The 26,593-nt window shown below is 39.7% G+C and carries 16 protein-coding genes; 11 read left to right on the top strand and 5 right to left on the bottom strand.

From position 1 onward, the window contains the following. The first annotated feature begins 290 nt into the window (after nt 1–290). Nucleotides 291–1,052 (top strand): peptidylprolyl isomerase, encoded by a 762-nt coding sequence (locus H6G41_RS08595; RefSeq protein WP_190745490.1) that lies wholly within the window; start codon nt 291–293, stop codon nt 1,050–1,052. Between the two features lie 107 nt (nt 1,053–1,159). Here the strand turns inward: H6G41_RS08595 and H6G41_RS08590 are convergent, their stop codons facing one another. The 3 genes from H6G41_RS08590 to H6G41_RS08580 all read right to left on the bottom strand — a co-directional run bounded on the left by H6G41_RS08590 (nt 1,160) and on the right by H6G41_RS08580 (nt 5,420). Further along, on the bottom strand, nt 1,160–2,884 hold the full coding sequence (locus tag H6G41_RS08590) for an ABC transporter ATP-binding protein (protein ID WP_190745487.1): 1,725 nt from the start codon (nt 2,882–2,884) through the stop codon (nt 1,160–1,162). 385 nt (nt 2,885–3,269) lie between these two features. Beyond that, nucleotides 3,270–4,478, bottom strand: a complete 1,209-nt coding sequence (locus H6G41_RS08585) for a 4-hydroxy-3-methylbut-2-enyl diphosphate reductase (RefSeq protein WP_190745486.1) — start codon at nt 4,476–4,478, stop codon at nt 3,270–3,272. 78 nt (nt 4,479–4,556) lie between these two features. Beyond that, complete coding sequence (locus H6G41_RS08580; protein WP_308796119.1) at nt 4,557–5,420, bottom strand: SGNH/GDSL hydrolase family protein; 864 nt, start codon at nt 5,418–5,420, stop codon at nt 4,557–4,559. Nucleotides 5,421–5,788: 368 nt separating this feature from the next. Here H6G41_RS08580 and H6G41_RS08575 point away from each other — a divergent pair, with 368 nt between their 5' ends. The 3 genes from H6G41_RS08575 (at nt 5,789) to H6G41_RS08565 (ending at nt 12,078) form a co-directional block, all read left to right on the top strand. Then, complete coding sequence (locus H6G41_RS08575; RefSeq protein WP_190745483.1) at nt 5,789–7,999, top strand: CHASE2 domain-containing protein; 2,211 nt, start codon at nt 5,789–5,791, stop codon at nt 7,997–7,999. Nucleotides 8,000–8,158: 159 nt separating this feature from the next. Next, complete coding sequence (locus H6G41_RS08570; RefSeq protein WP_242037841.1) at nt 8,159–11,590, top strand: WD40 repeat domain-containing protein; 3,432 nt, start codon at nt 8,159–8,161, stop codon at nt 11,588–11,590. Nucleotides 11,591–11,751: 161 nt separating this feature from the next. Continuing rightward, nucleotides 11,752–12,078, top strand: coding sequence for a hypothetical protein (locus tag H6G41_RS08565; RefSeq protein ID WP_190745482.1), 327 nt, complete (start codon nt 11,752–11,754; stop codon nt 12,076–12,078). A 57-nt stretch (nt 12,079–12,135) separates the two neighbouring features. Here the strand turns inward: H6G41_RS08565 and H6G41_RS08560 are convergent, their stop codons facing one another. Continuing rightward, entirely contained in the window at nt 12,136–13,758 is a 1,623-nt protein-coding gene (locus H6G41_RS08560) for a cyclic peptide export ABC transporter (protein ID WP_190745480.1), read from the bottom strand. Between the two features lie 133 nt (nt 13,759–13,891). Here H6G41_RS08560 and hpnI point away from each other — a divergent pair, with 133 nt between their 5' ends. The 6 genes from hpnI (at nt 13,892) to H6G41_RS08530 (ending at nt 24,971) form a co-directional block, all read left to right on the top strand. Further along, the gene (gene hpnI / locus H6G41_RS08555) at nt 13,892–15,043 is read left to right on the top strand and encodes a bacteriohopanetetrol glucosamine biosynthesis glycosyltransferase HpnI (RefSeq protein WP_374939412.1); all 1,152 of its coding nucleotides are present in this window, start codon (nt 13,892–13,894) and stop codon (nt 15,041–15,043) included. Between the two features lie 853 nt (nt 15,044–15,896). After that, the gene (locus tag H6G41_RS08550) at nt 15,897–18,425 is read left to right on the top strand and encodes a proteasome protein (RefSeq protein WP_190745478.1); all 2,529 of its coding nucleotides are present in this window, start codon (nt 15,897–15,899) and stop codon (nt 18,423–18,425) included. 105 nt (nt 18,426–18,530) lie between these two features. Next, nucleotides 18,531–21,488 (top strand): virulence factor SrfB, encoded by a 2,958-nt coding sequence (locus H6G41_RS08545; RefSeq protein ID WP_190745476.1) that lies wholly within the window; start codon nt 18,531–18,533, stop codon nt 21,486–21,488. A 160-nt stretch (nt 21,489–21,648) separates the two neighbouring features. Next, complete coding sequence (locus tag H6G41_RS08540; RefSeq protein ID WP_190745474.1) at nt 21,649–22,734, top strand: hypothetical protein; 1,086 nt, start codon at nt 21,649–21,651, stop codon at nt 22,732–22,734. Nucleotides 22,735–22,869: 135 nt separating this feature from the next. After that, nucleotides 22,870–24,015, top strand: coding sequence for a hypothetical protein (locus tag H6G41_RS08535; RefSeq protein WP_190745472.1), 1,146 nt, complete (start codon nt 22,870–22,872; stop codon nt 24,013–24,015). Nucleotides 24,016–24,083: 68 nt separating this feature from the next. Then, nucleotides 24,084–24,971 carry a DNA adenine methylase gene (locus H6G41_RS08530; protein WP_190745470.1) on the top strand — a complete coding sequence of 296 codons (888 nt, stop codon included), beginning with the start codon at nt 24,084–24,086 and terminating at the stop codon, nt 24,969–24,971. Between the two features lie 260 nt (nt 24,972–25,231). On the opposite strand, the gene H6G41_RS08525 is transcribed toward H6G41_RS08530, so the two are convergent. Next, on the bottom strand, nt 25,232–25,411 hold the full coding sequence (locus H6G41_RS08525) for a high light inducible protein (RefSeq protein ID WP_190745468.1): 180 nt from the start codon (nt 25,409–25,411) through the stop codon (nt 25,232–25,234). A 214-nt stretch (nt 25,412–25,625) separates the two neighbouring features. Between H6G41_RS08525 and H6G41_RS08520 the strand changes: the two genes are divergently transcribed. Beyond that, nucleotides 25,626–26,441 carry a DNA adenine methylase gene (locus H6G41_RS08520; protein ID WP_190745466.1) on the top strand — a complete coding sequence of 272 codons (816 nt, stop codon included), beginning with the start codon at nt 25,626–25,628 and terminating at the stop codon, nt 26,439–26,441. Nucleotides 26,442–26,593: the final 152 nt, after the last annotated feature.

The raw sequence follows: 26,593 nt of genomic DNA, 5'->3' as shown, positions 1-26,593 counted from the left end.
TTAAGTGTTTTCTTGTCGAAAAATTTATAAAAAGCTGCATGGTTAGGAAATTACAATTTGATTGTGTATAACATAAGCAACTACCGAACTAATGATGAGCTTGAGCGCAAATAATGTTCACCCAAAGAGTGTTACAAAATATAAACTATTAAATATTTAACTTCAGTAGGGATGAAAATTCAGTACAGATTTGGCTATGCCATAATTGCCGTGAAGGCACCTTAATCAGTATCGATAAATTGAGAGTGCCCATTCTAACAAACAATATATTTAAATATACTTAAAAAATTATGAATGAAGTACTGAGAATTGGTAACCGTACAATCACTGCTGATGAATTGATTCCCTTATTGGCAAGCTACCAAATGCTGCCACAGTTGCGACGGGAATTAATTATCGATGAGGCGATCGCATCAATTGACTGTACGCAAGAAGAAATCAACGCTGCTAAACAGCAGTTTTTTGCTGAGAGACAGTTAAAATCCGAAGCCGAACTCAAAGTTTGGATGGAATATCAAGGTCTTAGTGGCAATCAACTCGAAGCTATCATGCTACGCAAGCTGAAAGTTGAGAAATTCAAGCAAGTAACTTGGGGTAAAAAACTCGAATCCTATTTTTTTCAATCTAAATCAAGGCTAGACAAAGTAATTTATTCTCTACTGCGTACCCAAGATATCGGAATTGCTCAAGAACTATATTTTCGCATTCAAGACAAAGAGCAGACATTTGCAGAAGTAGCGCGACAATATTCAATGGGCCCAGAAGCGCAAACAGGTGGATTAGTCGGCCCTGTGGAACTCAGCCAACTACATCCAGCTATGGCGCAACTACTGATGAACTCTCAACCAGGTCAAGTTGTACCTCCCAACCGTATCGGGGAATGGTTTGTGATTGTGCAGTTAGAGAAATTTGTCCCTGCACAACTAGATGATGGGATGAAAATGCGCTTGTTGAATGAACTGTTTGAAACTTGGATGAACGAACAGCAAAAGCAAATGATGTTACCTGGTAATTCAGTGGATGATAGTTCATCTTTGAGCAAATCAGCGTAAGTTAATCACGTTGAAAGAAAGCAGAGGAAGCAGCGCTTCGGCGACCCTCGGCGACCGGGGGCAGAGCACATACCCAATGCCCAATGCCCCATGCCTCATGCCCAAACTTAACTAAACTGCTGTGTATAAAAACGGGCATAGCGTCCATTAAGGGCTAAAAGTTCTTCATGAGTTCCTGATTCGACTATTTGCCCTTGTTCTAGTACTAAAATGCGATCGCATCTTTTGACTGTACTTAAGCGGTGAGCAATAATAAATACAGTTCGTCCTTCCATCAGTCTTTCTAAAGCCTCTTGTACCAAGGCTTCTGACTCGGAATCTAAGGCTGAGGTAGCCTCATCAAGTATCAAAATTTGCGGGTTGAGGAGTACAGCACGAGCGATCGCAATTCTTTGTCTTTGTCCCCCGGATAAATTCATCCCTCGTTCGCCTACCCAAGTATCGTAACCCTCTGGTAGCTGGGTAATAAAATTATGGGCGTTAGCAATTTTTGCGGCTTCTACAACTGCTGAAATTTCAAAATATTCTTGTCCAAAAGCGATATTTTGGGCAATTGTGCCGGAAAACATGATAGTTTCTTGGGGAACAATGCCAATTTGTCGCCGCAGACTGTTAAGTGTAACATCGCGAATATCTACGCCATCAATGAAGATTTGACCGGATATGGGATCGTAAAAGCGGGGAAGCAGATTCACAAATGTGGTTTTACCAGCACCAGAAGCACCCACAAGGGCGATCGCTTGTCCGGGATATGCCAATAAACTGATATCTTTTAATACAGGTTCGCCAGGTTTGTAAGCAAAAGCTACGCGATCGTATTCCACTTTACCTTGCACGGGCGGCAGAGCGATCGCATTTGGTTTTTCTAATACTGTTGGTTCAATGGCTAATAATTCAAAAACTCGGTCAACGGAAGCTTCACCTTGTTTAAATTCGTTGTAATTATTAGTAGTATGACCAATTGGGTCAATTAATAACGCGGCTGCTGTTAAATAGCTGAAAAACTCTCCCACAGTTAAATTGCGTTGGGAAATTTGCCAACCGCCCACCAATAACAGCGATAAAGCACTCACAGCTTCTAAAAATCCCACAATCGGGATTTGAATCGCCTTGAGCCTTTCTGCTGAGTATTTAGCTTTGAGACTGCGCTCGGCTTCATGGCTAAACTTAGCAATTTCGTAGCTTTCCGCTGCAAAAGCTTGAACTAAGCGAATACCGCTAAAAACTTCTGTGAGGATAGCCGATAAACTAGAAATACGATTTTGGCTGCGACGAGAATATTTCTGCAACCGTTCGCCAAACCAGCCAATCAAAATCCCCATCAATGGCGCAACAATCACCGTTGCTAATGTCAGCTGCCAATTCAAGTAGATCATATAGATAGGAATTGCCAGCAATTGCAACACGCAGGGAAGCAAATCGTGAAATATTTTATTAACTACTTCCCCAATCCTGTCAACATCCTCAGTTAGGCGGTAAGATAAATCACCTGCTTTCGCTGTTTCAAAATAGCTCAAATTCAGCTTTTGTAGATGAGCGTAGACTTGTTTACGGAGATTAAAGGCTACTCTTAAAGCAGCTTGCGCCATATAAATATCTTGCACAGACTGAAAAAATCCCCGCACCAAAAAGACAACAGCGCAGATTCCAGCTAATTGTGCGATCGCTACTACATTACCTTCTCCAAAGGGAACTGCCAATTTACCTGCGAGATTAATCAGCGTTAACGTAGCCAGCACATATCCCAAAATGCCAATAAATCCCTTAATGATAATTTGCCACTGGGGTTTGATATAAGGTAGCAGTTGCCAATAATTAGATCGCGTTTTCAAGCTGTCACATCCACAATAATCTTTTACTTTGTTTGACGCTATCAGTTTTTGTGGAGTTTCTGAAGAGTTATTGCAGAATATGCGGAAAATTTTTCTCTGCGGTTGACTGTTGACTGTTAAGTGTCAATGGTGAACCATAGCAATGATATATTTTTTACTTGTAATTCTCTGAGTGCTGCTAATACTAATTCAAATAATGTTTGTGACATATCAATATATTCTAGAAGAAATGGCATTGCCATGCCCCTATTATCTGTTGTCTTCTTTTGTCAAATTGGTATAATTTTGTGATTTTTTCATGACGAGCGTGCAATTATCACAAGTAGGGGTTTAGCATTGCTAAACCCCCGATAATTCATCTGGTTAGTTGTAATGTTTGCAAAGATTACAGCGCCAAAACTGTCGCTTTCAAAGCAAAAATTCTTTCAATGATATCTTCAACTACTTTATCTGGTGTAGAAGCGCCGGAAGTAATACCGACAGCTATTTTACCTTCAGCTAGCCAATTATCTGTGGTAACTATCTCTCCAGTTAATTGTCGATGTTCAATGGACTTTGCCGATTTAATTCGCTCAACAGAATCAATGTGATATGAAGGAATTCCCCGCTCAAAAGCTATCTGTTGCAATTGTGTGGTATTTGATGAATTAAAGCCCCCAATTACGATCATCAAATCTAGGTTTTGTTCCACTAAATCTAACATTGCATCTTGACGTTCTTGGGTAGCGTCGCAAATGGTGTTGAAGCTTTGGAAATGTTGATTGATTTCTGTAGGGCCATATTTCTGCATCATTGTCCGCTCTAACAGCTTACCAATTTGTTCGGTTTCGCCTTTGAGCATGGTAGTTTGGTTAGCAATTCCCACTCTTTGTAAATCTTGATCTGGGTCAAAGCCAGCTGAGCAAGCTTTCGCAAATTTTTGCAGAAATTCTTGGCGATCGCCTCCATGTAAAATATAGTTGCTCACATATTCGGCTTCGCGCATATTTAACACAATTAAATATTTGCCTGCAAAGGAACTTGTAGCTACAGTTTCTTCGTGCTTATATTTACCGTGGATAATTGAGGTATAGTCAATTTTTTTGTGCTTTTCAACTGTATTCCAAACTTTGGATACCCAAGGACAAGTTGTATCGACGATTTTGCAGTCTTTTTCGTGGAGAATTTGCATTTCTTGCACGCTGGCACCAAAGGCAGGTAAGATAACTACATCTTCATTGCCAACGACAGAAAAGTCTTTTTGACCAGCATTTACAGGAATAAATTTGACTTCCATCTCCTGCATTCGCTGGTTTACAGAGGGATTGTGAATAATTTCATTGGTAATCCATATCTGTTCGTTAGGGAAGTGCTGGCGGGTTTCATAAGCCATTGCTACCGCACGTTCCACACCCCAACAGAAACCAAAGGCTTGCGCTAACAAAATGGTGACTTCACCTTGTTCTAACCTGTAGTTGCGATCGCGAATTTGCTGAATTAAACTACTTTGATATTCAGACTGTAACTGGGTAGCAACTTCTGCTTGATGACCAAAGCCTTTGCGATTATAGTTTTGGGAGTGTTGCAGGCTACGTTTAAAAGCTTTTGTATCCATTGGTTTGTTCAAGTTAGTTCACCATTTCTCATTGTCTCGCGTCAAGACGCTAATGAGTCTTGTGAAAGTGTCAATGGGTCATATTTTTACTTTATCCTTAACTTTATCTTTTCTATTGGGTAGGGGCTGGAGTTCTAAGGCTTGCTGGCTATAAATCTGCAATGCAGTCCCCCAAACCATATAGCCTTGAGGACTCAGATGTAAGCCATCGGTAGTCAATTCACTGCGGAGATTACCTTCAGGATTGACAAACAGGCTATATAAGTCGAGATACTTCACGCCTTGATTGCTGGCTATGGTTTGCAATTGCTGATTTAGTTGCTGAATTCGATTGTTGGGAATTTTCAGCAATTTTTCTTTACCTTCCCAAGTTGATTCTGCTCCGCCATGAGGCAAAATTGATTGGACAAATATTTTGGCTTGAGGATGGACTTTGCGCAGGTAACCCAGAATTTGCTGTTGATTTTCTAAGATGATTTCATCGCCAATACCGCGAATTAAATCATTAATGCCAATCATCACAAAAATTACCTCAGGTTCGGTATTGTCAAAAAGATTTAATCTTTTCAGCAATCCGTCGCTAGTTTCGCCAGAAATAGCCTGATTGAGCCAACTTCTATTTTCAGGTAATAATTCTGGAGGAAACCACAGACTTAAAGAATCTCCCGCCAGAATACTTAGATGCTGAGGTGATTTTTCGGATGCAACCTTGGCTTCTTTTTGAAGAATTTCTACCCATTGTGGATAATTTAGCTGGTGACGGGGGCCTAACTCTGGTTCAGCAGTCTGGGTATCACTTACTGTAGGCGTAGTTGTCTCCTCGACACCATTGCTTAATCTCTGCTGTTGCCAAATTAGCAGTATAACCGCCAACATCAGGAGTCCGTTGGTTAATAAGGAGAAAAATCCCCAAATGGGAAAAGGTTTTGCAGAAATGGACACGGCTAGCAAAATTTAATTTTACGTTGACTGTTGACTGTTGACCGTTGACTGTAAATGCATTGCGATCAACAACTTTAAGGGGATTACTCGGTTTTTGTGGATATTTCCATAGCCAAGTACAGAGAGTTGTCAGCTACTTAGGTTATCACGGCAGTGATTTCCCTATAGTGCCTGGTATCATAACTCAGAGAATCTCAACTGCGTATATTTTTTAATTTGTCATTGGTCAACAGTCAACAGTCAACAGTCAACGGTCAACAGTCAATTGCTAAATTAAATAAAGCTGAGGTTTACGATATTGAGAACCAAAGTATCTTAATATTGCAAATTCTTGACATCTACCAACTTTAAGCTTCTACCGCAATCCTGTGATTAGTGGAATTTTACGAAAACTGCGAGATGGGTTTCGACAAGACCGGGTGAATCGTGAGACTTCACCTACTATACTTACGTGGCTACAAGTTGTTTTTCTCAGCAGTCTAGGGGTGACAGCTTTAGTCTGGGGCGTAAGGGAACTGAAATGGTTACAGTCAGGGGAATTAAAAGTTTACGATCAAATGGTGCGATCGCGTCCGGTGGCAGCAACCGAGCAGCGCATTATCTTGGTAACTATCACCGAAGCTGATATTGCTAGGGAAAAATGGCCGTTATCTGATAACACAGTCAATAAGCTGTTACAAAAAATTCAGTCTTATCAACCTCGGACGATTGGCTTAAATCTTTATCGACCAACACAAAAAAATTTAGGTGAGGGAATTGCCAATACAGATAATATTATCGCTACTTGTTTATTAAGTAGTATGGGTAGACCAGAAGTTCCGCCTCCACCAAATTTCTATATAGATAATGTCGGCTATAACGATTTAATTCCTGACAGCGAAAATGACCAAATTATCCGGCGTAGTTTGTTATTTGCACAATCACCGGATAAAAAATGTCAAACCACATTTTCTTTTGCGGCATTAACAGCTATTAGTTATTTAGAAAATTCTGGTTTAGAAGTTAATTATATTGATAAAAAAACTTTCTCTATTGGTAAAACTATTTTTTCTACTTTAACCAGTAATTACGGTAGCTATAAAAATTTAGATGCTAGTGGTTATCAATTACTGTTAAATTATCGTCACCCAGATCACTTTGCCCCAGAAGTTACTTTAACAGATGTACTCACAAATAAAGTTAATCCTAGTCTTTTTAAAGATAAATTAGTCATTATCGGGACTACTGCTGCTAGCGTTCATCCTGGCGTATATACACCTTATAGTGCTTCCCCAGAACAAATAGCCAGAATGCCAGCTTTGATGATTCATGCACAAATTGCTAGTCAAATTATTAGCACAGTATTGGATGGTAAACCTTTAATTTGGGATTGGCCGGAATGGGGTGAATTTCTCTGGGTATGGACTTGGGGAATAGTAGGGGGAACTGTAGGTTGGCGGCTAAAACATCCTCTAATATTGTTCATCACTGGCGGTATAACTCTGATTGCTTTGGTGGGTATTTGCTTTGGGTTATTTCTGTTATCTGGATGGGTTCCTTTAATTCCCCCGGCTTTAAGTTTGGTAATTTCTGGGATGGGGGTGATGGTTTATTCTAGCTATCAAACTCAACAGCAAACTCAGTTAATTATTCAGCAAGTAGAAAAACAACAGGAGGTAATTGCCCAATTAGATCTTCTCTTAAAAGAAACTACGGTAGATTCTACAATAGTTCGTGACAGACACCATCATATTTCTGTCATTGAAACACCAGAAAAATCTACGGGCGATTTTCTTTTAGGGGGACGCTATCAAATCTCAAAAATTCTCGGTTCCGGTGGCTTTGGTTGTACTTATTTAGCAAATGATACTCATCGACCTGGTAATCCGACTTGTGTAGTTAAACAATTAATGCCAGCCAGAAGAGATACAAGATTTTTAGAAGTTGCCAGGAGATTATTTAATACAGAGGCGGAAATTTTAGAAGCTTTAGGGAAACATCAGCAAATCCCGGAACTGCTGGCTTACTTTGAAGAAAATCAAGAATTTTATTTAGTTGAACAATATATTCCTGGGCATACTTTGAGCGAAGAATTACCACCTGTACAAGATTTACAGTCAGAAAGTATGGTAATTAAGATGCTCAAAGAAGTTTTAGAAATTTTAGAATTTGTCCACGAACATCGGGTAATTCATCGCGATATTAAACCAACAAATATTATTCGCTCAACTGAAGATAATCGCTTAGTCTTAATTGACTTTGGCGCAGTCAAGTTAATGCAGCCAGGTAGTAGCGAACAAACAGAATTAGCCACTGTCGCCATTGGTACGCGGGGTTACGCGCCAGCAGAACAATTTGCGGGACATCCGCGTCTATCAAGTGATATCTACGCTTTAGGGATGATTGGGATTCAAGCGATTACTGGGATTCCCCCCCAAGAACTCCAGCCCGACCCAGAAACAGGTAATATAATTTGGCCTCATAACAAAGTCAGTCCAGAATTTGCCGCAATTTTAGATAATATGGTGCGTTACCATTTTAGCGATCGCTATTCATCCGCGATCGCAGTTCTTGAGGATTTGCAAAAATTATCACAGTAGAAGAGGCAGGGGGGCAGGGAGCAGGGGGACAAGGAATTTTAGATTTTAGATTTTAGATTTTAGATTCAAACCCAATCCAAAAGACGCTCGCGGACTCGCTAACGCTGCGCTATCGCAAATCCAAAATCCAAAATTGAATTGCCCAATGCCCCATGCCCAATGCCCCATGCCCAATGCCCAATTAATATGGAACCACTCTCCGCTACTATCGGCTTTATTGTTGGCTTAATTGGCTTTATTGCTAGTACAGTACAAGTGCTGGACTATATAGAAAAACGTCGCGAAAAAGCTGATACTCCAGAAGCAAATCAGCCAAATCCCCAGCTAAAACCCGCAACTTCCCATCGCGTTGATTGGGGGGAAGCTGTTGATGTGTCGGTGTTTTATGGACGGGTGGATGAACTTACTCAGCTGGAAAAATGGGTAGTAGAACAACGTTGTCGGGTGGTGGCGCTGTTGGGAATGGGGGGAATTGGTAAGACTTCTCTTTCTATTAAACTGGCGCAAAAAATTCAAGGGGAATTTGATTATGTGATTTGGCGGAGTTTGCGCAATGCGCCACCAATCCAAGATATTCTCGCAGATTTAATTAAGTTTCTCTCTCATCAACAACAAATTGATTTACCCCAAGATGTGGGGGAAAGAATTTCTTTATTAATTGATTATCTCCGCAGTTCGCGTTGTCTGGTAATTCTCGATAATGCGGAGTCAATTTTTCAATCGGGTGCTTTGGCTTATCGCGGCGGTTATGAAGCTTATGGGGAACTTATTAGAAGAATTGGCGGCACAAATCATCAAAGTTGTTTAATTCTCACGAGTCGTGAAAAACCTCCAGAAGTAGCAGCTTCGGAAGGGGAAACTCTCCCGGTACGCGCTTTACAACTCACTGGGTTAAAAGCGGTAGATGGGGAAGAAATTTTCCACACTCAGGGACTCTCAGGAACGCCAACAGAACAAGTTAAATTAATCGAATTTTATAAAGGTCATCCTTTAGCTTTAAAAATTATCTCAACGACAATTAAAGAGTTATTTGATAGTAGTATTGCTGCTTTTTTAGCTCAGGATACCGTAGTTTTTGGCGGTATTCGCCAACTTTTAGACCAGCAATCTCAGCGCCTTTCTGATTTAGAAACAGAGGTGATGTACTGGCTAGCAATTAATCGCGAACCTGTGGGAATTGGGGAATTAAAAGAGGATATTGTTAATTTACCTTCTCAATCTAATTTAGTGGAAGCGTTGCAATCATTGGCGAGAAGGTCGCTAATCGAAAAAAGTAATGCTTTATTTACTCTGCAACCGGTGGTAATGGAATATGCGAGCGATCGCCTAATTGCGGAAATCTGTGAAAATATAGTTAATGGGGAAATTACTACTTGTAATCGCTATGCTTTAATGAAAGCAACGGCAAAAGATTATATCCGGGAAGCGCAAATTCGGCTGATAGTCAAACCCCTGGCGGAACGGTTGCTGAATTTATTGGGTAGTAATAAAAAAGTTGTCGGTAAATTAACAGAACTTATCTCAACGTTACAAACTAAATATTCCCATCAACCGGGGTATGTTGGCGGGAATATTATCAATTTACTCTGTTATCTGCAAACAGATTTAAATAATTATGATTTCTCCAATCTGACAATTTGGCAAGCTTATCTCAAAGGCGAAAATTTACAGCAAGTAAAATTAATTAATGCGACTTTTGAACGTTCAGTTTTTACCGATATTCTCGCGACTATTTTCTCCGTCGCCTTTAGTCCCAATGGTAAGATTTTAGCTACAGGTGATGCTAACGGCGAAATTCGGCTATGGCAAATCGATGACGGTCAACCGATTTTAACTTTTAAAGGTCACACAGGCTTTGTCCGTTCCGTCGCCTTTAGTCCTGACGGGCAAACTTTAGCCAGTGGCAGTGTTGACAAAACTATCAAATTATGGTCAGTAAATGACGGTAAATGCATTCAAACTTTACAAGGTCACAGCGATCGCGTAGAGTCAGTAGCATATAGTCCCAACGGTCAGCTGATAGTTAGCGGTAGTTACGACCAAAATCTGCGCATATGGTCAGCGAATACAGGACAATGCGTGCAAATTTTCCAAGGACATAGTAACGAAATTTGGTCAGTCGCTTTTAGTCCCGATAGTCAAACTGTTGCCAGTGCTAGTTACGACCAAACTGTGCGATTATGGTCAATGAGCGATGGTAAATGCTTGCAAGTTCTGTATGGACATACAGATAAACTGCGGTCAGTCGCCTTTAGTCCCGACGGTCAAATGTTAGCCAGTGCAAGTTACGACCAAACTGTGCGATTATGGTCAGTGAATAACGGTCAATGCTTGCAAATTTTACAAGGACATAGCGATCGCGTCTTAGCAGTTAGATTTAGTCCAGATAATCAAACCGTCGTTAGTAGTAGTTACGACCAAAGCGTGAGATTGTGGTCAGTCAATGACGGTGAATGTTACCAAATATTGCAAGGACATAGCGATCGCGTTTGGGCAGTTGCCTTTAGTCCTGATGGTAAAATCTTAGCCAGTGCAGGTTATGACCAAACAGTGAGACTGTGGTCAGTCAGTGGTGGTGAATGTATTAAAGTATTTCAAGGTTATATTAACGGTGTCGAGTCAGTCGCCTTTAGTCCCGATGGTCAAACCTTAGCCAGTGGTGGTTTTGACCAAAAAGTCAGACTATGGTCAATTGTTAACAATCAATGTCGGAGAACCTTAGACGCTCATACTCAGCAAGTTAGGTCAGTAGCATTTAGTCCTAATGGAGAAATTTTAGCTAGTTGCAGCCACGACCGCACAATTAGATTATGGTCAGTCAAAGATGGTAAATCTCTCCATATTTTAGCTGAACATCAGCATAAAGTCCGTTCCATCGCCTTTAGTCCCGATAGCCAAATTTTAGCTAGCGGTAGTCACGACAGCACAATTAGATTATGGTCTGTCAGCACAGGTAAATGTTTGCATGTTTTACAAGAAAACGCCAATCAAGTTTGGTCAGTCGCCTTCAGTCCCGACGGACAAATTTTAGCCAGTGCCGGTTACGATCGAGAAGTGCGGTTATGGTCAGTAAACAATCGCCAATATCTAAGAATATTACAAGGACACACCGGACAAGTCGGCCCCGTAGCATTTAGTCCCGACGGAAAACTTTTAGCCAGTGGCGGAAACGACCAAATAATTAGACTATGGTCAGTGAATGATGGTCAATGTGTGAAAATTCTCCAAGGACATAGTAACTGGATTTGGTCAGTCGCCTTTAGTCCCGACGGAAAAATTTTAGCCAGTGGCGGTGACGACCAAACAGTAAAATTATGGTCAGTGGATGAAGGTAAATGTATAAGTACCTTACCCGCACATATTAACCGAGTTTGGTCTGTGGCATTTCATCCTGATGGTAATACCTTAGCCAGTGGTAGCGGCGACGGCACGATAAAATTATGGAATGTGAATACAGGTGAATGTCTCCAGGTTTTGCAAGTAGAAAGACCTTATGAAGGAATGAACATCACCGGAATTACAGGTTTAACCCCCGCACAGGTAGCGACATTAAAGGCTTTGGGTGCGGTGGAAAGTGATTCTAATTCGTAATTTGTCATTTGTCATTTAACGCACCTTGAACTGATCAAAATTATAGATGTGCTTGATATCAAGCTTTTGACTGAAAATAATTAACCCATTTGTAGGAGGTAATCAGCCAATTGATTATTGTATCTTTCTAGTAGTTGAAAGCAGCAAGAGAGGTATAAATCATGTTGTCACGCATATTTTCCCGCTGCATAAAAATTACAGCCTTTGGTTTCTCAACTGCTGTGTTAGTTTTTGGAAACACTGCTGTTAATGCGCAACAACAGCTACCTAACCTGACTCCCGTACAAACTCAACAGTTATCTCGTGACTTAGTTCCCCATAGTTCTCAAGAATTTTTCCGCCAAGGACAAGAATTAATGGAACGAGAAATTGAACTTCTCAGACAAAGACAAATTTCCAATAATGAACCTGTTCTCAAGGTTAATCCCCTACAGCCAATTAAACAAGATAGTCCAGTCAAAAACGATTCTCAGGTGGAACCCAATTAAAGCCTAAAGAAACAATCAATGCCCAATGCCCAATACCCAATACCCAATGCCCATTACTTATTGACTATTTTCATATTCAATTTTACCGTAGTCTAATTTAACTACTCGGTCTGCTAAATAAAAATAGCGATCGTCGTGGCTAATTACTATGACTGTTTTCCCTTGCGCTTTCAATTCTGCTAGTAACTGAGTGTAAAATATATCTTTGAAAATTGGGTCTTGGTCTGCTGCCCATTCATCAAATAAATAAATTGGTCTGTCTTCTAAATAAGCTGTGAGTAAAGCCAATCTTTTACGCTGTCCTTGAGATAGAGCAGTAGTAGAAAGTTTGCCATTTTCAATTTTGACTTTATGGTCTAGCTGGAGTTGTTTGAGGTACTTTTGAGCTTTATTATCTAAATCAGCATTTTCTAAACCTAAAAGTTCATCAAATAAATAAAAATCAGAAAACACCACAGAAAAATGTTGACGATACCATTCTCGATTAGTCTCTGTAATTAGCTCTTTATCCCAAAAAATTTCTCCTCTTTCTGGGATATACAAACCAGTAATTAGTTTGGCTAATGTCGATTTACCACTACCATTCCCACCAACAATAAATATTATTTCTTGCGGATATAATGTCAAGTCGATGGGGCCCAGAATAAAACTATTTTCTTCTTGCTCTCTGTAATAGGTGTGAGTAATACCTTTAAGTTGTAAACTTTGCCAAATCGGGTTGATATTTGTTGGTACTGTAGAAGTTTCTCCTTTACTGGCGAGAGCTAAACCTAATGATTCTATCTTTTGAAAAGAAACATTAGCGCGAATAATTTGCGGTAGGTTATTAACTATATTGTCCATTGGCAACATCAAATAAGTAAATGTCAAAATGAAGCCAGAGAGTGTATGGGGACTAATAGTTATTAAATTCGGTAAGGCGAATAACAAAAAACCCACCGCGAAAAAAAAGATAAATCTGCCCCAGCTTGTAGTGACAGCAAACAGAGTTAAGCCTTTAATATTATGATTTCGGTATTTAACAGCCGTTGATTTAAGTTGGTTTTCTAGAAAACTTTGACGGCGTTGATAATTAAGTTTAAGTTCTTTAATGCCTTCGGTAACTGTGCGAAAGTGTTGAAATAATACATCTTGATCGTCTCGCGCCTGAGCTAGTAATTCTCCCCCACCGCGTAACAGCCAGTTACAGCTACCCAGAGCGACTACCATTAAGACGACAACTAGCAAAAATACTAACCAAGAAAGCCAAGTTATATACACCAAGCAACCAGCAACCATCGCTAAATCAATGCAGAGAAAGGGAATTAAGTACACAGCATTAGCGACAGCTTGAACATCTTCTGTCAAGGTTGCTAAGATGCGGGGATTACCCAAGTGTTCTAGATGACTTAACTCAGAAGCGAGGATTTGATTACTTAAGCCCATCCGTAGTTGTAAGATGGCGTTTTGGGAGAGACGAACTAGCATAACTTGAGAGATTATACTGGTAATTAATGCAACTATGACTAATCCGACAAACCCCCAAGCAATCGATGTCAGCGGTGATTGGTTACTAGGATTTGCAGCTGAACTAATGAGAGCAATTAGTCCCGCACTGCTACCACCACTCAGGAATCCGGTAACGATCGCGATCGCTACCATCCCCCATGCTGAACGTAAAAGAAAGTAAATCAGATTCATGAAGATGTAATGAGCAATTTTACCGAATGCGCTCTCTAGGGGACAGGAAGAACTTATTATCTATGACGATTATCGCATTGTATAAGTAGAATTTATCAGCGTTTGAGTCAATCAGACATTTATCAATGTGAGCATGATGTTACTGATTAAGTGGTTGCTGTTAATACTGTGTCTAGCGGCTATCTGTTTCTACTGTTACAGCATATATGCAGCGATCGCCTTTTTTACCCAAACCCGCACTATAGATCCCGCATTCCTTCCCCAGGTAACGATTCTCAAACCGATATGTGGTGTGGATCGGGACGCTGAGGACAACTTAGCTTCATGTTGTCAGCAAGATTACCCAGAATATCAAATTATCTTTGCGGTGCGCGATCGCGAAGATCCAGCGATCGCCATTATTGATAAATTAATCCAGCAGTTCCCCAATGTAGATATTCAGCTTGTGGTGAGCGATCGCATTATTGGCGCTAATCTGAAAGTGAGTAATCTCGCCAATGCTTTGACTGCGGCTAAATACGAAATTCTCCTCATCGCTGACAGTGATATTCGCGTTGGTAAAGATTATTTACAACGCATTGTCCAGCCGTTGCAAGATGAGAAGGTGGGTGTAGTTACCTGTTTGTATCGTTCCTTAGCTCAAGGATGGGTAACTTCTTTTGAAGCACTGGGGATTGCTACCAGCTTTCATCCTAGCGTGTTAGTCAGCAATCAATTAGAAAACATAAAATTTGCTTTTGGTTCTACTATTATTATTCGCAAACAGGCCTTAGAAGCAATTGGTGGATTTAATGCGATCGCAGATTACTTAGCAGATGACTTTCAACTCGGTTATTTACCTGCTCAAGTCGGTTATCGAGTCTTTTTATCTAACTATATAGTTGACCATATTTTAGATGAAAGTACCCTAGCAGATGTCATTCAACGCCAAATTCGTTGGCTGCGTTGTATTTGGGTTTCTCGTCCTTGGGGTTATTTAGGATTGGTATTTACCTATGGAACAGTTACTAGTTTACTTTTATTGTTAGTGACAAAAGGCTCAATTATCGGTTGGACTGGCCTAGTTATTACTTGGGTATTACGGTTAATTATGGCTTGGGTAATTGGCGTGCGAGTATTCAACGATCCCGTTACAAAACAATATTTTTGGCTAATCCCTTTCCGCGATTTAATACATTTTGCAATCTGGTGTTATGGCTTTTTTGGTAAAGCGATTACCTGGCGAGGTCAGCAATTGCAGCTAATTCAGGGAGGGAAGTTAGTTTTGCAGGAAAACATGGACTAGGGATAAGGGAGAAATAACCAATGCCCCATGCCCCATAATAAAGAATCCCCTCAATGCCTGCATATACAGGGTGGTTGAGGGGTTCAAATGTTGCAGCAAAAAGTGAATTACTATTCAGTAAACAGCTTTCTGGTTATTTTTTCAATAAAGTTTAGTTAAGTTTACGTAAAGAATCTGTCAAAGATTCATAAATCCCAACTGGTAAACCAGTATCCTCCACAAGGAAGACATGACAGTGCTGGGTTTGGGGAATCTTCGACTCAGTAAAAATATGTAGGAACTGATTTTCACACGGAAAACTATGGCTGTGGAGAGGGTTTACTCCCCTCATTGGGACGGGGACAAGGGGGACAAATGACAACTGACAACTGTACGGGCGGGTTTACAGAGATCCTCAAATATCCATAACGATCTTTCATAAACCCGCCCCTACTGACAACTGACTACTGACAAACATAAATAATCGCGATCGCACTCTTCTGCGCTCAGAGCGATCGCGAAACTCACCAATCATGTTTGCCAAATCAATCTCTATGCAGCACCTTAATCTATCTTTCTGCTTTTTATGCCACTATTAAGCAGTTATGTGAGATGCACTTAATTTTTGAGAATGCTGGAGTTTAATTATCTGATATGTTATCCAGAAAATCATTAACAAAAAGCACAATTTTATAGTTTATTAAGACAAATCTTTTTTATTAAAAAATAGTTAATTTTTTTGTTGACCTTGGCAAGCATGAGCGGGTTTCGTGGCGATCGCTACCTGTGGTGAGTTGAAATTTACCTACGGCGAAGCTCAGGTTTTTTGTGTTATAAAACTCACAGCAATTTATCTTAGAGCAAAAAATACTCTATGGAAACAGAACAACTGGAGCGTTATAAAAAATATGGCGAATTCATCCTCCAGAAATTGGACTCTGTGCCTGAATATCCCTCCAAGCAAGAAGATTGGGTACCAGCTAGTCTTGATGAGAGTCTGTTTCGCCTCCGGGAAGCTGCGGAGAAAACAGTAGAACTTGCTACTTCACCAGTGAAAATCGGGGTGATGGGTGAATTTAGTAGCGGGAAAACTTTGCTGTTAGGCAGCTTGATTGGCTACGCTGATGCTTTACCAGTGAGCGAAAACCCTACGACGGGCAATGTTACAGCGATTCACATCATACCCCAGGATGGGTTTGCCACTACACAGTTAGGCAACTTTACAGTTGAGTATCTTTCTCACGAAGGAGTGAATGATTGTCTGCGGTTCATGATTGGCGAAGCAAATCGGCGCACAGTAGCGGCTGGACTTTTACCTGCGCTGGTGACGAAGCTGAAGGAACCCAAGGATATTATCAATTGGTGCGAGGAAACCTGGAAAAATAGCAATAATTTAGAGTTGCGTTACATTTTGCGTGAATTAGTCATCTTTGTTCGCGCTTACCAAGCCTACGGCGAAGTCATGTGTGGTGGTTCCTATCAAATTGATGCTACCACCGCCAGGGAAGGATTAAAGCTGGTCGAGCAACCAATGGCGATTCAAACCATTAGCTTTGACGATTTACCGCCAGCACATATCAAGTTACCCAGTCCCCCGCAAAGATTACCAGCTAAGTTATTACAAAATAGTTTCCCCCTAATTCGCCGTGTAGATATAGATGTGAACATCTCGCGGGAAATTTGGGATGTAAATGGTGCATCGGAATTTATCTTGCTGGATTTTCCCGGATTAGGTGCGGCGAATTCTGGTGCAAGAGATACCTTTTTATCACTGCGCGAATTAGCGGAAGTACAGACAATTTTAGTGTTGTTAAATGGTAAATCCCCAGGAAGCGATCGCGCGAATAAAATCTTTACCATGATGCAACAACAGCGTCCGGGACAAGACCTCAAGGATTTAATTTTAGTAGGTGTGGGACGCTTCGATCAACTGCCTCTAGATAGTGAAGGGGGAGAAAGAGAATTAGACCAATTAATTCAAGATAGCATCGATAATCCTTTACGTGAAAGCCAGGTTTTTCAAAAACTCAAAGTTCTGCAAACTACAATTGATGCTGCTAACGCATTTACCAGCCAAAAAGATAGAATTGTTTTACTATCACCACTTTTAGGACTAGCAGATTTAGCGAAACGTTCTACTTCTGTCAAAGCAGGTTCGCCGGAATTTTTAGCTAATCTAGATTATCCCGATTATTTAGATCGTTCCAAACGCTTACAAGATAAATGGGGACAGTTAAGCGAGAATTTATTAGCAACCGATGCGCGTAATTATTTAGGTAGACAATTAGGCTACTTTGCTCAAGACGGGGGGATTAGTAAGCTGCGAGAATTAATTCAAAAACACGTAGCTACCCACGGCTTAAAGCAACTTCACGAAGATACAAAAAGGGCTGCTGATAACGTGCGTCTACAGCAGGATAATTTAAAAAATATCCTGGATGAAATGCACGAACAAGGTATGCCTACCGCCGATAGCCCAGCTTTGATAGAATTACGGGCGGCGATTGAAAATTTAGATAAAACATACAGAAATTTCCAGAAAGATTTAGGTAAGGAACCACTGAAAGATAGAAGAGGAATTGGCGTTAGCGATGTTGTTAAAGATGAACTAACATATCGCATTCTTAATTGGAATCAATGGACTTTACTATTTAATAAAGCGAACAACGGCACAATTTCCTTAACTGAATCCAAAGGTGCAGCCGGGAAATTATTTGATCGAGGAAATAGAGTAAATACCGCTATTCCCACCAAAAGCGATGATTTTTATCCCGCCTTTGCGAAGACAGTTCAAGAAGTAGAAGAATTTGCGCGCGATCGCATTCGTCAAGCCATTGGCGATTTACTGAGTAAGTTATCAAATATTGTCGCCAAAGAACGAGATTACTTACAAGCAAATCTCAACCCAGAAATAGAAGCGGAAATAGAAGCGAGATTTGGCATTGAAGAAGCAGAGTTATTTTATAAACTGCTGTTAGGTTGCGATCCAAATAAATGGCAAGAAGCGATTATTTCGGAAATTGAAAGTAGAGAAAAAAATATTGCTGCTGAAGTAATCTTTCCCTTAGCGCATCAAGATGAAAAACATAATGTAGGGCAAATATTTGATTGGGCACCTGAAAGGAATGGTTTAACCAAATCGAACAATCATCAGCTTTTTGTATTGCGCTTGCGGGATGAAATTACTGCTAGTGCGAGTCTGCATTTGGTGCAATATGTGAGTGAAGTTAATCAGCAAGTGAATGGGGAATTAGCCGGGGTTTTGGATCAAATTATTCCCAGTTTGCAAAATCTTTCTAAGAAGGAAGAATTGCTGAGATATCTAGCAGCTGGCGAATCCTCACAACTAGCAATTCCTACCTGGTTGCAGATTTTGGCTGATGTTTCTGAAATTGATTATTAGGAAAATGAACCGCAGAGACGCAGAGAACACAGAGAAAAAACTTTGCGAACCTCCGCGCCAACCTTTGCGCCCCTTTGCGTTAAAAAAAATTAACCCTTCAACACCATGAACTCCTCCCAAACCAATAACCAACAACAAAAAAGATTCCCCGGATGGTTTGCTTTAGACTTTGGCACATCCAATTCTACGGTGACACTTTTCGATCCCATTGAAGTACCAATTGCCGAAGTATTACCCAAAGAACAAGAAATGCGATTGCGCGATCGCATGGCACAATGGTTAAGTTCCCCCGCTACAGATGCTTTACCAGATGTCAGCGCTAGCGACTGGGAAAAGTTTATTGCTGACATCAGTAAAAACCTAGAAATAGAACCCAGCCGCTTAAGCGAAGTGTTTGCCAGCGATAACCGGGAACGATTTTTAGAAGCACTGCGCCAAATTGAACTATGCTTAGGAACAAGCGATCGCTTTCGGCGTGCTGTCAGTAAAAAGCTTTATCAGATATATCATGAAGTCTTCCGCGTTCCCACCCTCGAATCGCAAAATCTCATCCCCGTTGTTTTAGATATCGATAGGCGCAGCACCGAAATTAAAAGCGAGTTAGAAATCGCTAAATTAGCCGCTTTAAAACTGAAAATGGGCAGGGAAGCCAGCGATAATAGAAAAAAAGCGATCGCCCAAGGAACCAGCAGCGCTTTAAAGGAAATTATCAGCCGCTTTCATCACTCCCCCAAACGCTATTTTGGACAGGATCGTTCCTTTCCCGTTATCTTAGATGAGGCGGAAGAAACAATTAATGTAAACCAATTAGTACAAGCAGCTTGGGGACATTTAATTGAATTAACCGAAGACTATCGCAAACGCGCCAGACGCAGATTTTCTGAAGGTGATTTTCTCTCCGCCGTTGTTACCTATCCCACCGTTGCGCCGCCTGTAGTGCGGAAAGAAGTTAAAGAATTAGTTGAAAAACTAGGAATTGATGATGTCCAAACCGCTTATGATGAAGCCGTTTCTGTAGCGATATTTTTCCTCTGGCGAGAATTTGGCGGGAATCTGAATATTGGGATTGAATCTTTTAAAACTCGCTGTCGTCAAGTAGGGAATAAATGGTCACAAAATGTTTTAGTTTTAGATATTGGTGGCGGAACTACAGACTTAGCTTTAATTGAACTTACTTTAGAAGATAAAACCCCATTCTTTGCCGATAATGAAGACAGAGGTTTAGGCGGACGTTACTATAAACTCACCCCCAAACTATTAGGTTCATCGGGACATTTACAGCTTGGCGGCGAATTAATTACCCTGAGAATATTCAGGCTGTTAAAAATAGCGATCGCCGATTTTTTATTAACAGCAGTTTCCACCGGAAATTTAGAAAGCGACAAGCTAGAAGACTTAATCAACTCCGAATTAAACGAACGCTTTCTCGAAAACGGACAATTCAAAAGCGGTAGTATTTTAAAATGTTTAGATAAAGAAAACCCCGAAGGCGACGCCGCTTATAAAGACGCTTTAGATACAGCCGAAAAAGTCTTACCTACTCGCTGGCAACAAGCACCCCAACGCCTACAAACATTTTATACATTGTGGGATCATGCCGAAGCTGCCAAAATCAAACTCGGACAAAAGCCAGCAGACGCTTCACCCATCACCTTTACCCTCTCCGAACAGCAGATTTCCGAATTACTCAATCAAAGTGCTATTAGATACCAAGTAAAAGACCCCAGTAGTATCTGCGTCACCATCGATAGCCAACAATTCGATCGCGCCGCATCATCAGCCATCAAAGAAGCAATTGGAATCGCCCAAGGACTCATGGATAGCCGCCTCCGTCCCCAGGATAGCACCATAGACCCCTGGAATACCCACAAAGTAGACTGGCTAATTTTATCCGGTAAAACTTGCAGCCTCGACCTCGTACAGCGCTCCATCTACCAAGAATTTAGCAAATCTCCCTACTTCGTCTGGAACCCCGAACGCATCACCTTTGTATTAGAATTTACCAAACTAGCCACCTCAGCCGGTGCTTGCTACGCCGAGAAACTACGTAGATTAAGATTCGACCCCGAAGAGTCAAAAGGATTGCTCCGTAAAGGTGCAAATCAACTAGAAATTGATGTCAAAAACCTATTTTATTACTTACCTTGCAACTTCAAACGCAAAACCCAAAGCAACGAACTCCTAACAATATTTAAAGCCGGACAAGAACTTTATCAACTAGCAGCAGATGAAAACGTCGCCAAAGTCCGCACAGAATGGCAAGGGATACAATTAACAAACATCATTTATCGCCAAGACTACGAAGACGGCGATTTAAGACTTTGGGGTAGCTTCGACGGTAAAACCTTAATGGAGAAACTAGGATTTTTAGAACCCGACTTTCTCAAAAAAATCAAAGTTCAATTTGAAATCGATCAAACCCTGCAATTTAGCGTTTTACTATGCCAAGGAAACCCCCATTACTTAATAGATGTTCCCGGTATTGATGTCACCTCAGTCATCTCCGCCGCATCAGAAACATTTACATTATTTGCTGATAGTAAATTGAAATGGAATATAGCCGTTGAACGTCCCAACAAAGACTTAAACGATGGCGATATAGCCATCAACGTCATCGAATCAGCCACAGTAGATCAACCAGATGCTTATCATTTAGTCTTTGAAGCCGACAAAGATATTAGTAAATCCCTGCAAGAATTTCATTACATCCGCGATGGTTCACCCGAACCAGGAAAAGGATTAATTAGTAATCCCTTACCACCCTTCCCTAAAAACGGAGAACATACCTTTTATGTAGTGCAAACAGACGCAGAAACCAACACAAAAAAATGGATACGTATTGGCGCATTAATTAAACCCGATATCACCACAGATTACCCTTGCCAATATCGCGTCACCCTCGACAACAAAGGTATTTTAAGAATGCACGCCGGGGAAGTACCTTACTGGACATCAAACATCCAAGAAAGCCTCAAACAACCAGGATGTGTTTATCGCGCCGAATTAGAACTACAACCCAACGAAGTAGATAAAGAACGCGATCCCTTCTGCGGAATTCATTAGGAATTACCTCACGCAGAGGCGCAGAGACGCAGAGAGAAAACCTCTCAAAACCTCTTCTCTGTGTCCTCTGCGTCTCTGCGGTTTCATCTCTCTTCTCTCTTCCTTGGCGTCTTGGCGTCTTGGCGGTTAATTAAAAATAAATAACCTGGAGGCGACATTCATGGAAAACCTACGCCAACTCTTACAAACAGAAAACTCCCAACTAGCCCAAATATTACGCTATAGCCTCCACGGAATCGCCGCCACATTACAGCAAGCCCAAACAGAACACCCCCTAGATCCCGGCGCTAAATTATGCGACGAAATACTGCAAGAAATCCATAACTTATTACAACCCAAATCTTCCCAACCCACCCCCAATAATGAATTAAAACTCAGCCAACTCAAACAAGAATTCGACACCGATAAAGACCTCAAATTATATCTAGGAAATAACCCCCTGCAAAGCCAAACAGACGCAGAATTATGGAACGAAATACAACGTAAACTCCTACGAATACCCGAAGAATTAGCAGCAACTTGGCGTCAACGCGCCTTAACTTTAGCCCAAGAAATTGGTGCAGTAGAAGACACCGCCAACCTCTACCCTTTACCCTTCATCCGCGACGAAATTATTTACCCCGGACTTAGCGGTACAATTCAAACCAAAGGTTTATCTTTATCTCAAAAAGCGTTATCTTATACCCAAACCAAACAAAATACCGATTCAAAAGATATAAACTTACTCGCAGGTTACTTATTTTTTTGTATTAATTTTATTGAAATAGAACCAGACTTACATCATGCCTTAAAAAGCGTTTTCAGCTTCGATATCGTTTCCTTACACGCCAAACCAGAACAGCAAAATCAATATATTGAAGCCTTAACAGAACGCTTTCAACGCACCCAAAAAGCCGTGGAAAACACTGACGCATTATTAACTCTACGTGCTTGGATTGACATAGATGAAGCCATCCACTCCTTAGTATTTATTCCACCAAGCGATCGCTATTCCTGGTGGGGTAAACTACAACAAGAATCACGGCGAATGCTGAAAAAATTTGTCGATAACGCAAATAATGCAGGTAATGATGTCCGCATTCGCCAATTATCAGGACTTTACGCCGATATCTGTGCCCTAACCAAAGACGACTTGCAACTTGATTGTGGAGGTAATCCTGGGGAAGTGTTGGCTTGTCTGCGAGTCTATGGGCGAATTAATCAAGAAGAATTACCAGGGCGGGTAATATTTCGCCCATCAAGATAAATATGAGGAAATTTTTGTACTTGCTTAGTGGCTATTGACTCACGAAAGAATAAAGTACATACTTTGATGTTTATGCTCTTATAACAAAATACTGAGCTAAATTTAGTGAATTGCAAACCTTACTTTGAAGAATAGATGGAAGTTCTACACTTTACAGGCTTTATTAAGGGAGTAACTTATAAAACTTGTTTGGCTGAAAAACTGAAAGAGATTGATTTAGAAAGCTTCGATGTTAACAAAGCGAATAGTTATGGAATAATTAAGTCTCCAATAACAGAAATTGCTTATTCACAATGGGTATCACCTAAGAGAACTAGAAGTTATCCCTTCGCTCGTATTTATAATACTTATAATTCGTCGAAAGTTATTACTATTATTCCCGTAATTAAAGATGAAGGAAAAGATGGTGATAGAGATAAAATTCAATACTCTACAATTTCCTGGATGAACTTATTGAATATTTATATTGTTCTTGCTTATTATAAATCTGCCGAAAAAAGTAGCAAAAATGGACAGTCACATAAACACAAACTTACTAATCAAAAATTTGATAATGAATTAGTTAAATCTCAAATTAATGAAATATTATCCTATCATCAAAGCGCACTTCATTGGAATAAAAAGATATTTGAAGATAGGTTTGTTGAAATTTTGGGAAAGGCTATTGATTCTTATGATGATATTTCGCAGAAAACTGGTGTAATCATTCATGCACGGACAGGCATGGATAAATATTTACAAAAAATCACAGAGGAGTTTGATGAATTTAAGAATATTTCGCTCAAAGGTTCTTTAAGTGCAAGCAAGAGAGAAGCTCTCACCTCTCATAAGCTAGAATATTTAGTAGATGGCTTAAAGGCAACCTTTAGTATTGAAAATTATTTAGGTGGAATTTATCATTTGACCCCTGATGAAATATTATTTGATCAAGGTATGTATGTAATACAAGAGTCAAAAAATACTTCTACAGAATCCTTGCCAAAGATTCCTGATATTCAAGATGGCTTATTTAAATTAATTTTATTTTCTAATTTAGATTCTTTGATATTGAACGATCAACCAGTTTCCTTTATGACAAAATTAAAGCTCACTGGTAAAAACATTGTAGGTTCTATAGTTTTTCCAGATGCATCAATAGAAGATCTAGAGTATTTTTTAAAAGCTAATAATGCTTTTTTAAACAAAAAGCAAAAATTAATTATCCAAAATTTAGCATTAGAAGCTGAAGAAAATCATAATTTAAAGCTAAAAATTGAAATAGCAAGCAATTCTTTAATCTAAATAATCATGCGAATGAAGATGATTATTTTGAGATGTACTAGATAAGATTTTAGGAGTTTCGCTGTATTATGCTCAAAAGCCCACTCCGTTATCCAGGCGGTAAGTCAAAAGCAATAAATCAAATAGTAGAATACTTACCAGAAAATTTTTCTGAATTTAGAGAACCTTTTGTAGGTGGTGGTTCTGTATTTATATATTTAAAGCAAAAATTTCCTCATTTGAAAATTTGGATTAATGATTTAAATCGTGAGTTATTCCTATTTTGGAAGTTGGCTCAGTCTGATGTATCTCAACTTGTCACTGAAATTCGCAAAATTAAAAATCAATTTTTAGATGGCAAATTGTTATTTACAGAATTAACCAGCATAGATGTAAATAATTTATCTGATTTAGAAAGAGCAGTCCGATTTTTTGTACTCAACAGAATTACTTTTTCTGGAACTGTAGAATCCGGTGGTTTTTCTCAGGAAGCTTTTCATAAACGCTTTACTAACTCATCCATAGATCGTCTAGAGAGATTAGGAAATATCTTATCAAAAGATATTCTTATCACTAACTTAGATTATAGCGAATTATTATATTCAACATCTGAGGATGATGTATTTTTATTCCTAGACCCTCCATATTTGAGTGCTAATCAATCAAAGTTATATGGAAAAAAGGGTAACTTACATACTTCTTTTGAACATCAAAAATTTGCAGAATTATTGAAACAGTGCCATCACAGATGGCTAATAACTTACGATGATTCGCCACAAATTCGAGACAATTTTAATTGGGCTAACATCTCAGCCTGGGAATTGCAATATGGAATGAATAACTATAAACAGAGTAAAGCTTCTAAAGGAAAAGAGTTATTCATTAATAACTATGAAATTCAGCGAAATTTGCCGAAAAAACTTACAAATGATAACTTGGCTGATTCTCTGCAATTGAATCTTGGTTTTTCCATTTAACATGGCTCATATTTTCTTATTTTACGGTATGGCATTACCCACTATATCCACATAGAAGAAAGGCAAAGCTAAACATTTAATGTTCAGCTTTGCCTTCAAGTAAAAAATGCATAAGCTTGCATTTTCTACAACTATCGAAAGAATGATATTTATCTGAATGTATTGCAACTGCGATCGCAGTCCGAATGAGTTTTGAGGTCAAGAGAAGCTAGACGACTCTACACATCGCAGTCTTCCCAAAACATCAAGCCAAGCTGAATCTAGAGGATACCCCAGAAGTGTAAAACTCCTTGGCCCGAAAAAACTTCCACTAGAATCGCCGCTATAAAACCAATCATTGCAAAACGACCGTTCCAGTTTTCGCTCTGAGGAGTGAAGCCCCAGCGTAAAGCGTTAGGATCTTCAGAAACTGTAGGTGTAGGATTCTTCGAGCCTGCCATAAATAACACTCCGAGCTTTTATGTGGTGACAGTTGTGACTGCCTGTAAAGTAATGTAACAGATTTTTGTAGAAATGCAACATTTTCTTGACAAAAGAAAGATAAATCTAATTCGCACTCACCCATAGACTGTGTGCATAAGTAGCTTTTATTGTTTACCGCATCCAGGAGAATATTTATATTTAAAATAAGATTTTTGCGATCGCCAGAAAATCATGCTCAAAAGCCCCCTCCGTTATCCCGGCGGTAAATCCAAAGCAATTAAGCAAATAATTGAATACTTACCAGAAAATTTCTCGGAATTTAGAGAACCTTTTGTAGGGGGTGGTTCTGTATTTATCTATTTAAAACAAAAATTCCCCCATCTGAAAATTTGGATTAATGATTTAAACCGCGAGTTATATCTATTTTGGAAATTTGCCCAATCTGATATATCTCAACTAGTCGCTGAAATTCGGCGTATCAAACAAGAATATACAGACGGTAAATTATTATTTGCAGAATTGACTAGCGTAGATATCAATAAATTATCTGATTTGGAAAGAGCCGTAAGATTTTTCGTACTCAACAGAATCACATTTTCGGGAACTGTAGAATCTGGTGGATTTTCCCAAGAAGCTTTTCATAAACGCTTTACCAATTCATCTATAGACAGATTGGAAAAATTAGAACCTATTTTATCAAAAGATATTTTAATAACAAATTTAGATTATAGTGAATTATTACATGCACCAGGAAAGCAAGTATTTTTATTTTTAGATCCACCTTATTTTATCGCCACAAAATCTAAACTCTACGGCAAAGATGGTAACTTACATACCTCTTTTGAACATCAGAAATTTGCTGAATTATTAAAACAATGCCATCACCAATGGTTAATTACCTACGACAATTCCCCACAAATCCGAGAAAATTTTAATTGGGCAAATATATTTGAGTGGGAATTACAATATGGGATGAATAACTATAAACAAAATAATGCTGCCAAAGGAAAAGAGTTATTTATTACTAACTATCAAATTTTCTCTTAGTGAGGACTGAAGTCCTCAAATTACAACCCTCGACAATTCCACAATCCCGCCGTCACCCTAGAAGGGTGCGGCTAATCTTACAAAGCCCACGAAGGTGGGCTTCGTACTTATAGCTCCAGGCTTCTAGCCTGCGAGCGTTATTTCGGGTAGGG

It is taken from the genome of Tolypothrix sp. FACHB-123, assembly GCF_014697075.1.
Lineage (GTDB): Bacteria > Cyanobacteriota > Cyanobacteriia > Cyanobacteriales > Nostocaceae > Aulosira.
The sequence above is the reverse complement of the archived record's forward strand: the minus strand, read 5'-3'. Positions and strand labels throughout refer to the sequence as shown.

Coding starts and splice junctions, on each gene's coding strand:
- H6G41_RS08595 (WP_190745490.1), top strand. CDS start 291: ATGAATGAAGTACTGAGAATTGGTAACCGTACAATCACTGCTGATGAA.
- H6G41_RS08585 (WP_190745486.1), bottom strand. CDS start 4,478: ATGGATACAAAAGCTTTTAAACGTAGCCTGCAACACTCCCAAAACTAT.
- H6G41_RS08570 (WP_242037841.1), top strand. CDS start 8,159: ATGCCCCATGCCCAATGCCCAATTAATATGGAACCACTCTCCGCTACT.
- H6G41_RS08565 (WP_190745482.1), top strand. CDS start 11,752: ATGTTGTCACGCATATTTTCCCGCTGCATAAAAATTACAGCCTTTGGT.
- H6G41_RS08560 (WP_190745480.1), bottom strand. CDS start 13,758: ATGAATCTGATTTACTTTCTTTTACGTTCAGCATGGGGGATGGTAGCG.
- hpnI (WP_374939412.1), top strand. CDS start 13,892: ATGATGTTACTGATTAAGTGGTTGCTGTTAATACTGTGTCTAGCGGCT.
- H6G41_RS08550 (WP_190745478.1), top strand. CDS start 15,897: ATGGAAACAGAACAACTGGAGCGTTATAAAAAATATGGCGAATTCATC.
- H6G41_RS08545 (WP_190745476.1), top strand. CDS start 18,531: ATGAACTCCTCCCAAACCAATAACCAACAACAAAAAAGATTCCCCGGA.
- H6G41_RS08540 (WP_190745474.1), top strand. CDS start 21,649: ATGGAAAACCTACGCCAACTCTTACAAACAGAAAACTCCCAACTAGCC.
- H6G41_RS08535 (WP_190745472.1), top strand. CDS start 22,870: ATGGAAGTTCTACACTTTACAGGCTTTATTAAGGGAGTAACTTATAAA.
- H6G41_RS08530 (WP_190745470.1), top strand. CDS start 24,084: ATGCTCAAAAGCCCACTCCGTTATCCAGGCGGTAAGTCAAAAGCAATA.
- H6G41_RS08525 (WP_190745468.1), bottom strand. CDS start 25,411: ATGGCAGGCTCGAAGAATCCTACACCTACAGTTTCTGAAGATCCTAAC.
- H6G41_RS08520 (WP_190745466.1), top strand. CDS start 25,626: ATGCTCAAAAGCCCCCTCCGTTATCCCGGCGGTAAATCCAAAGCAATT.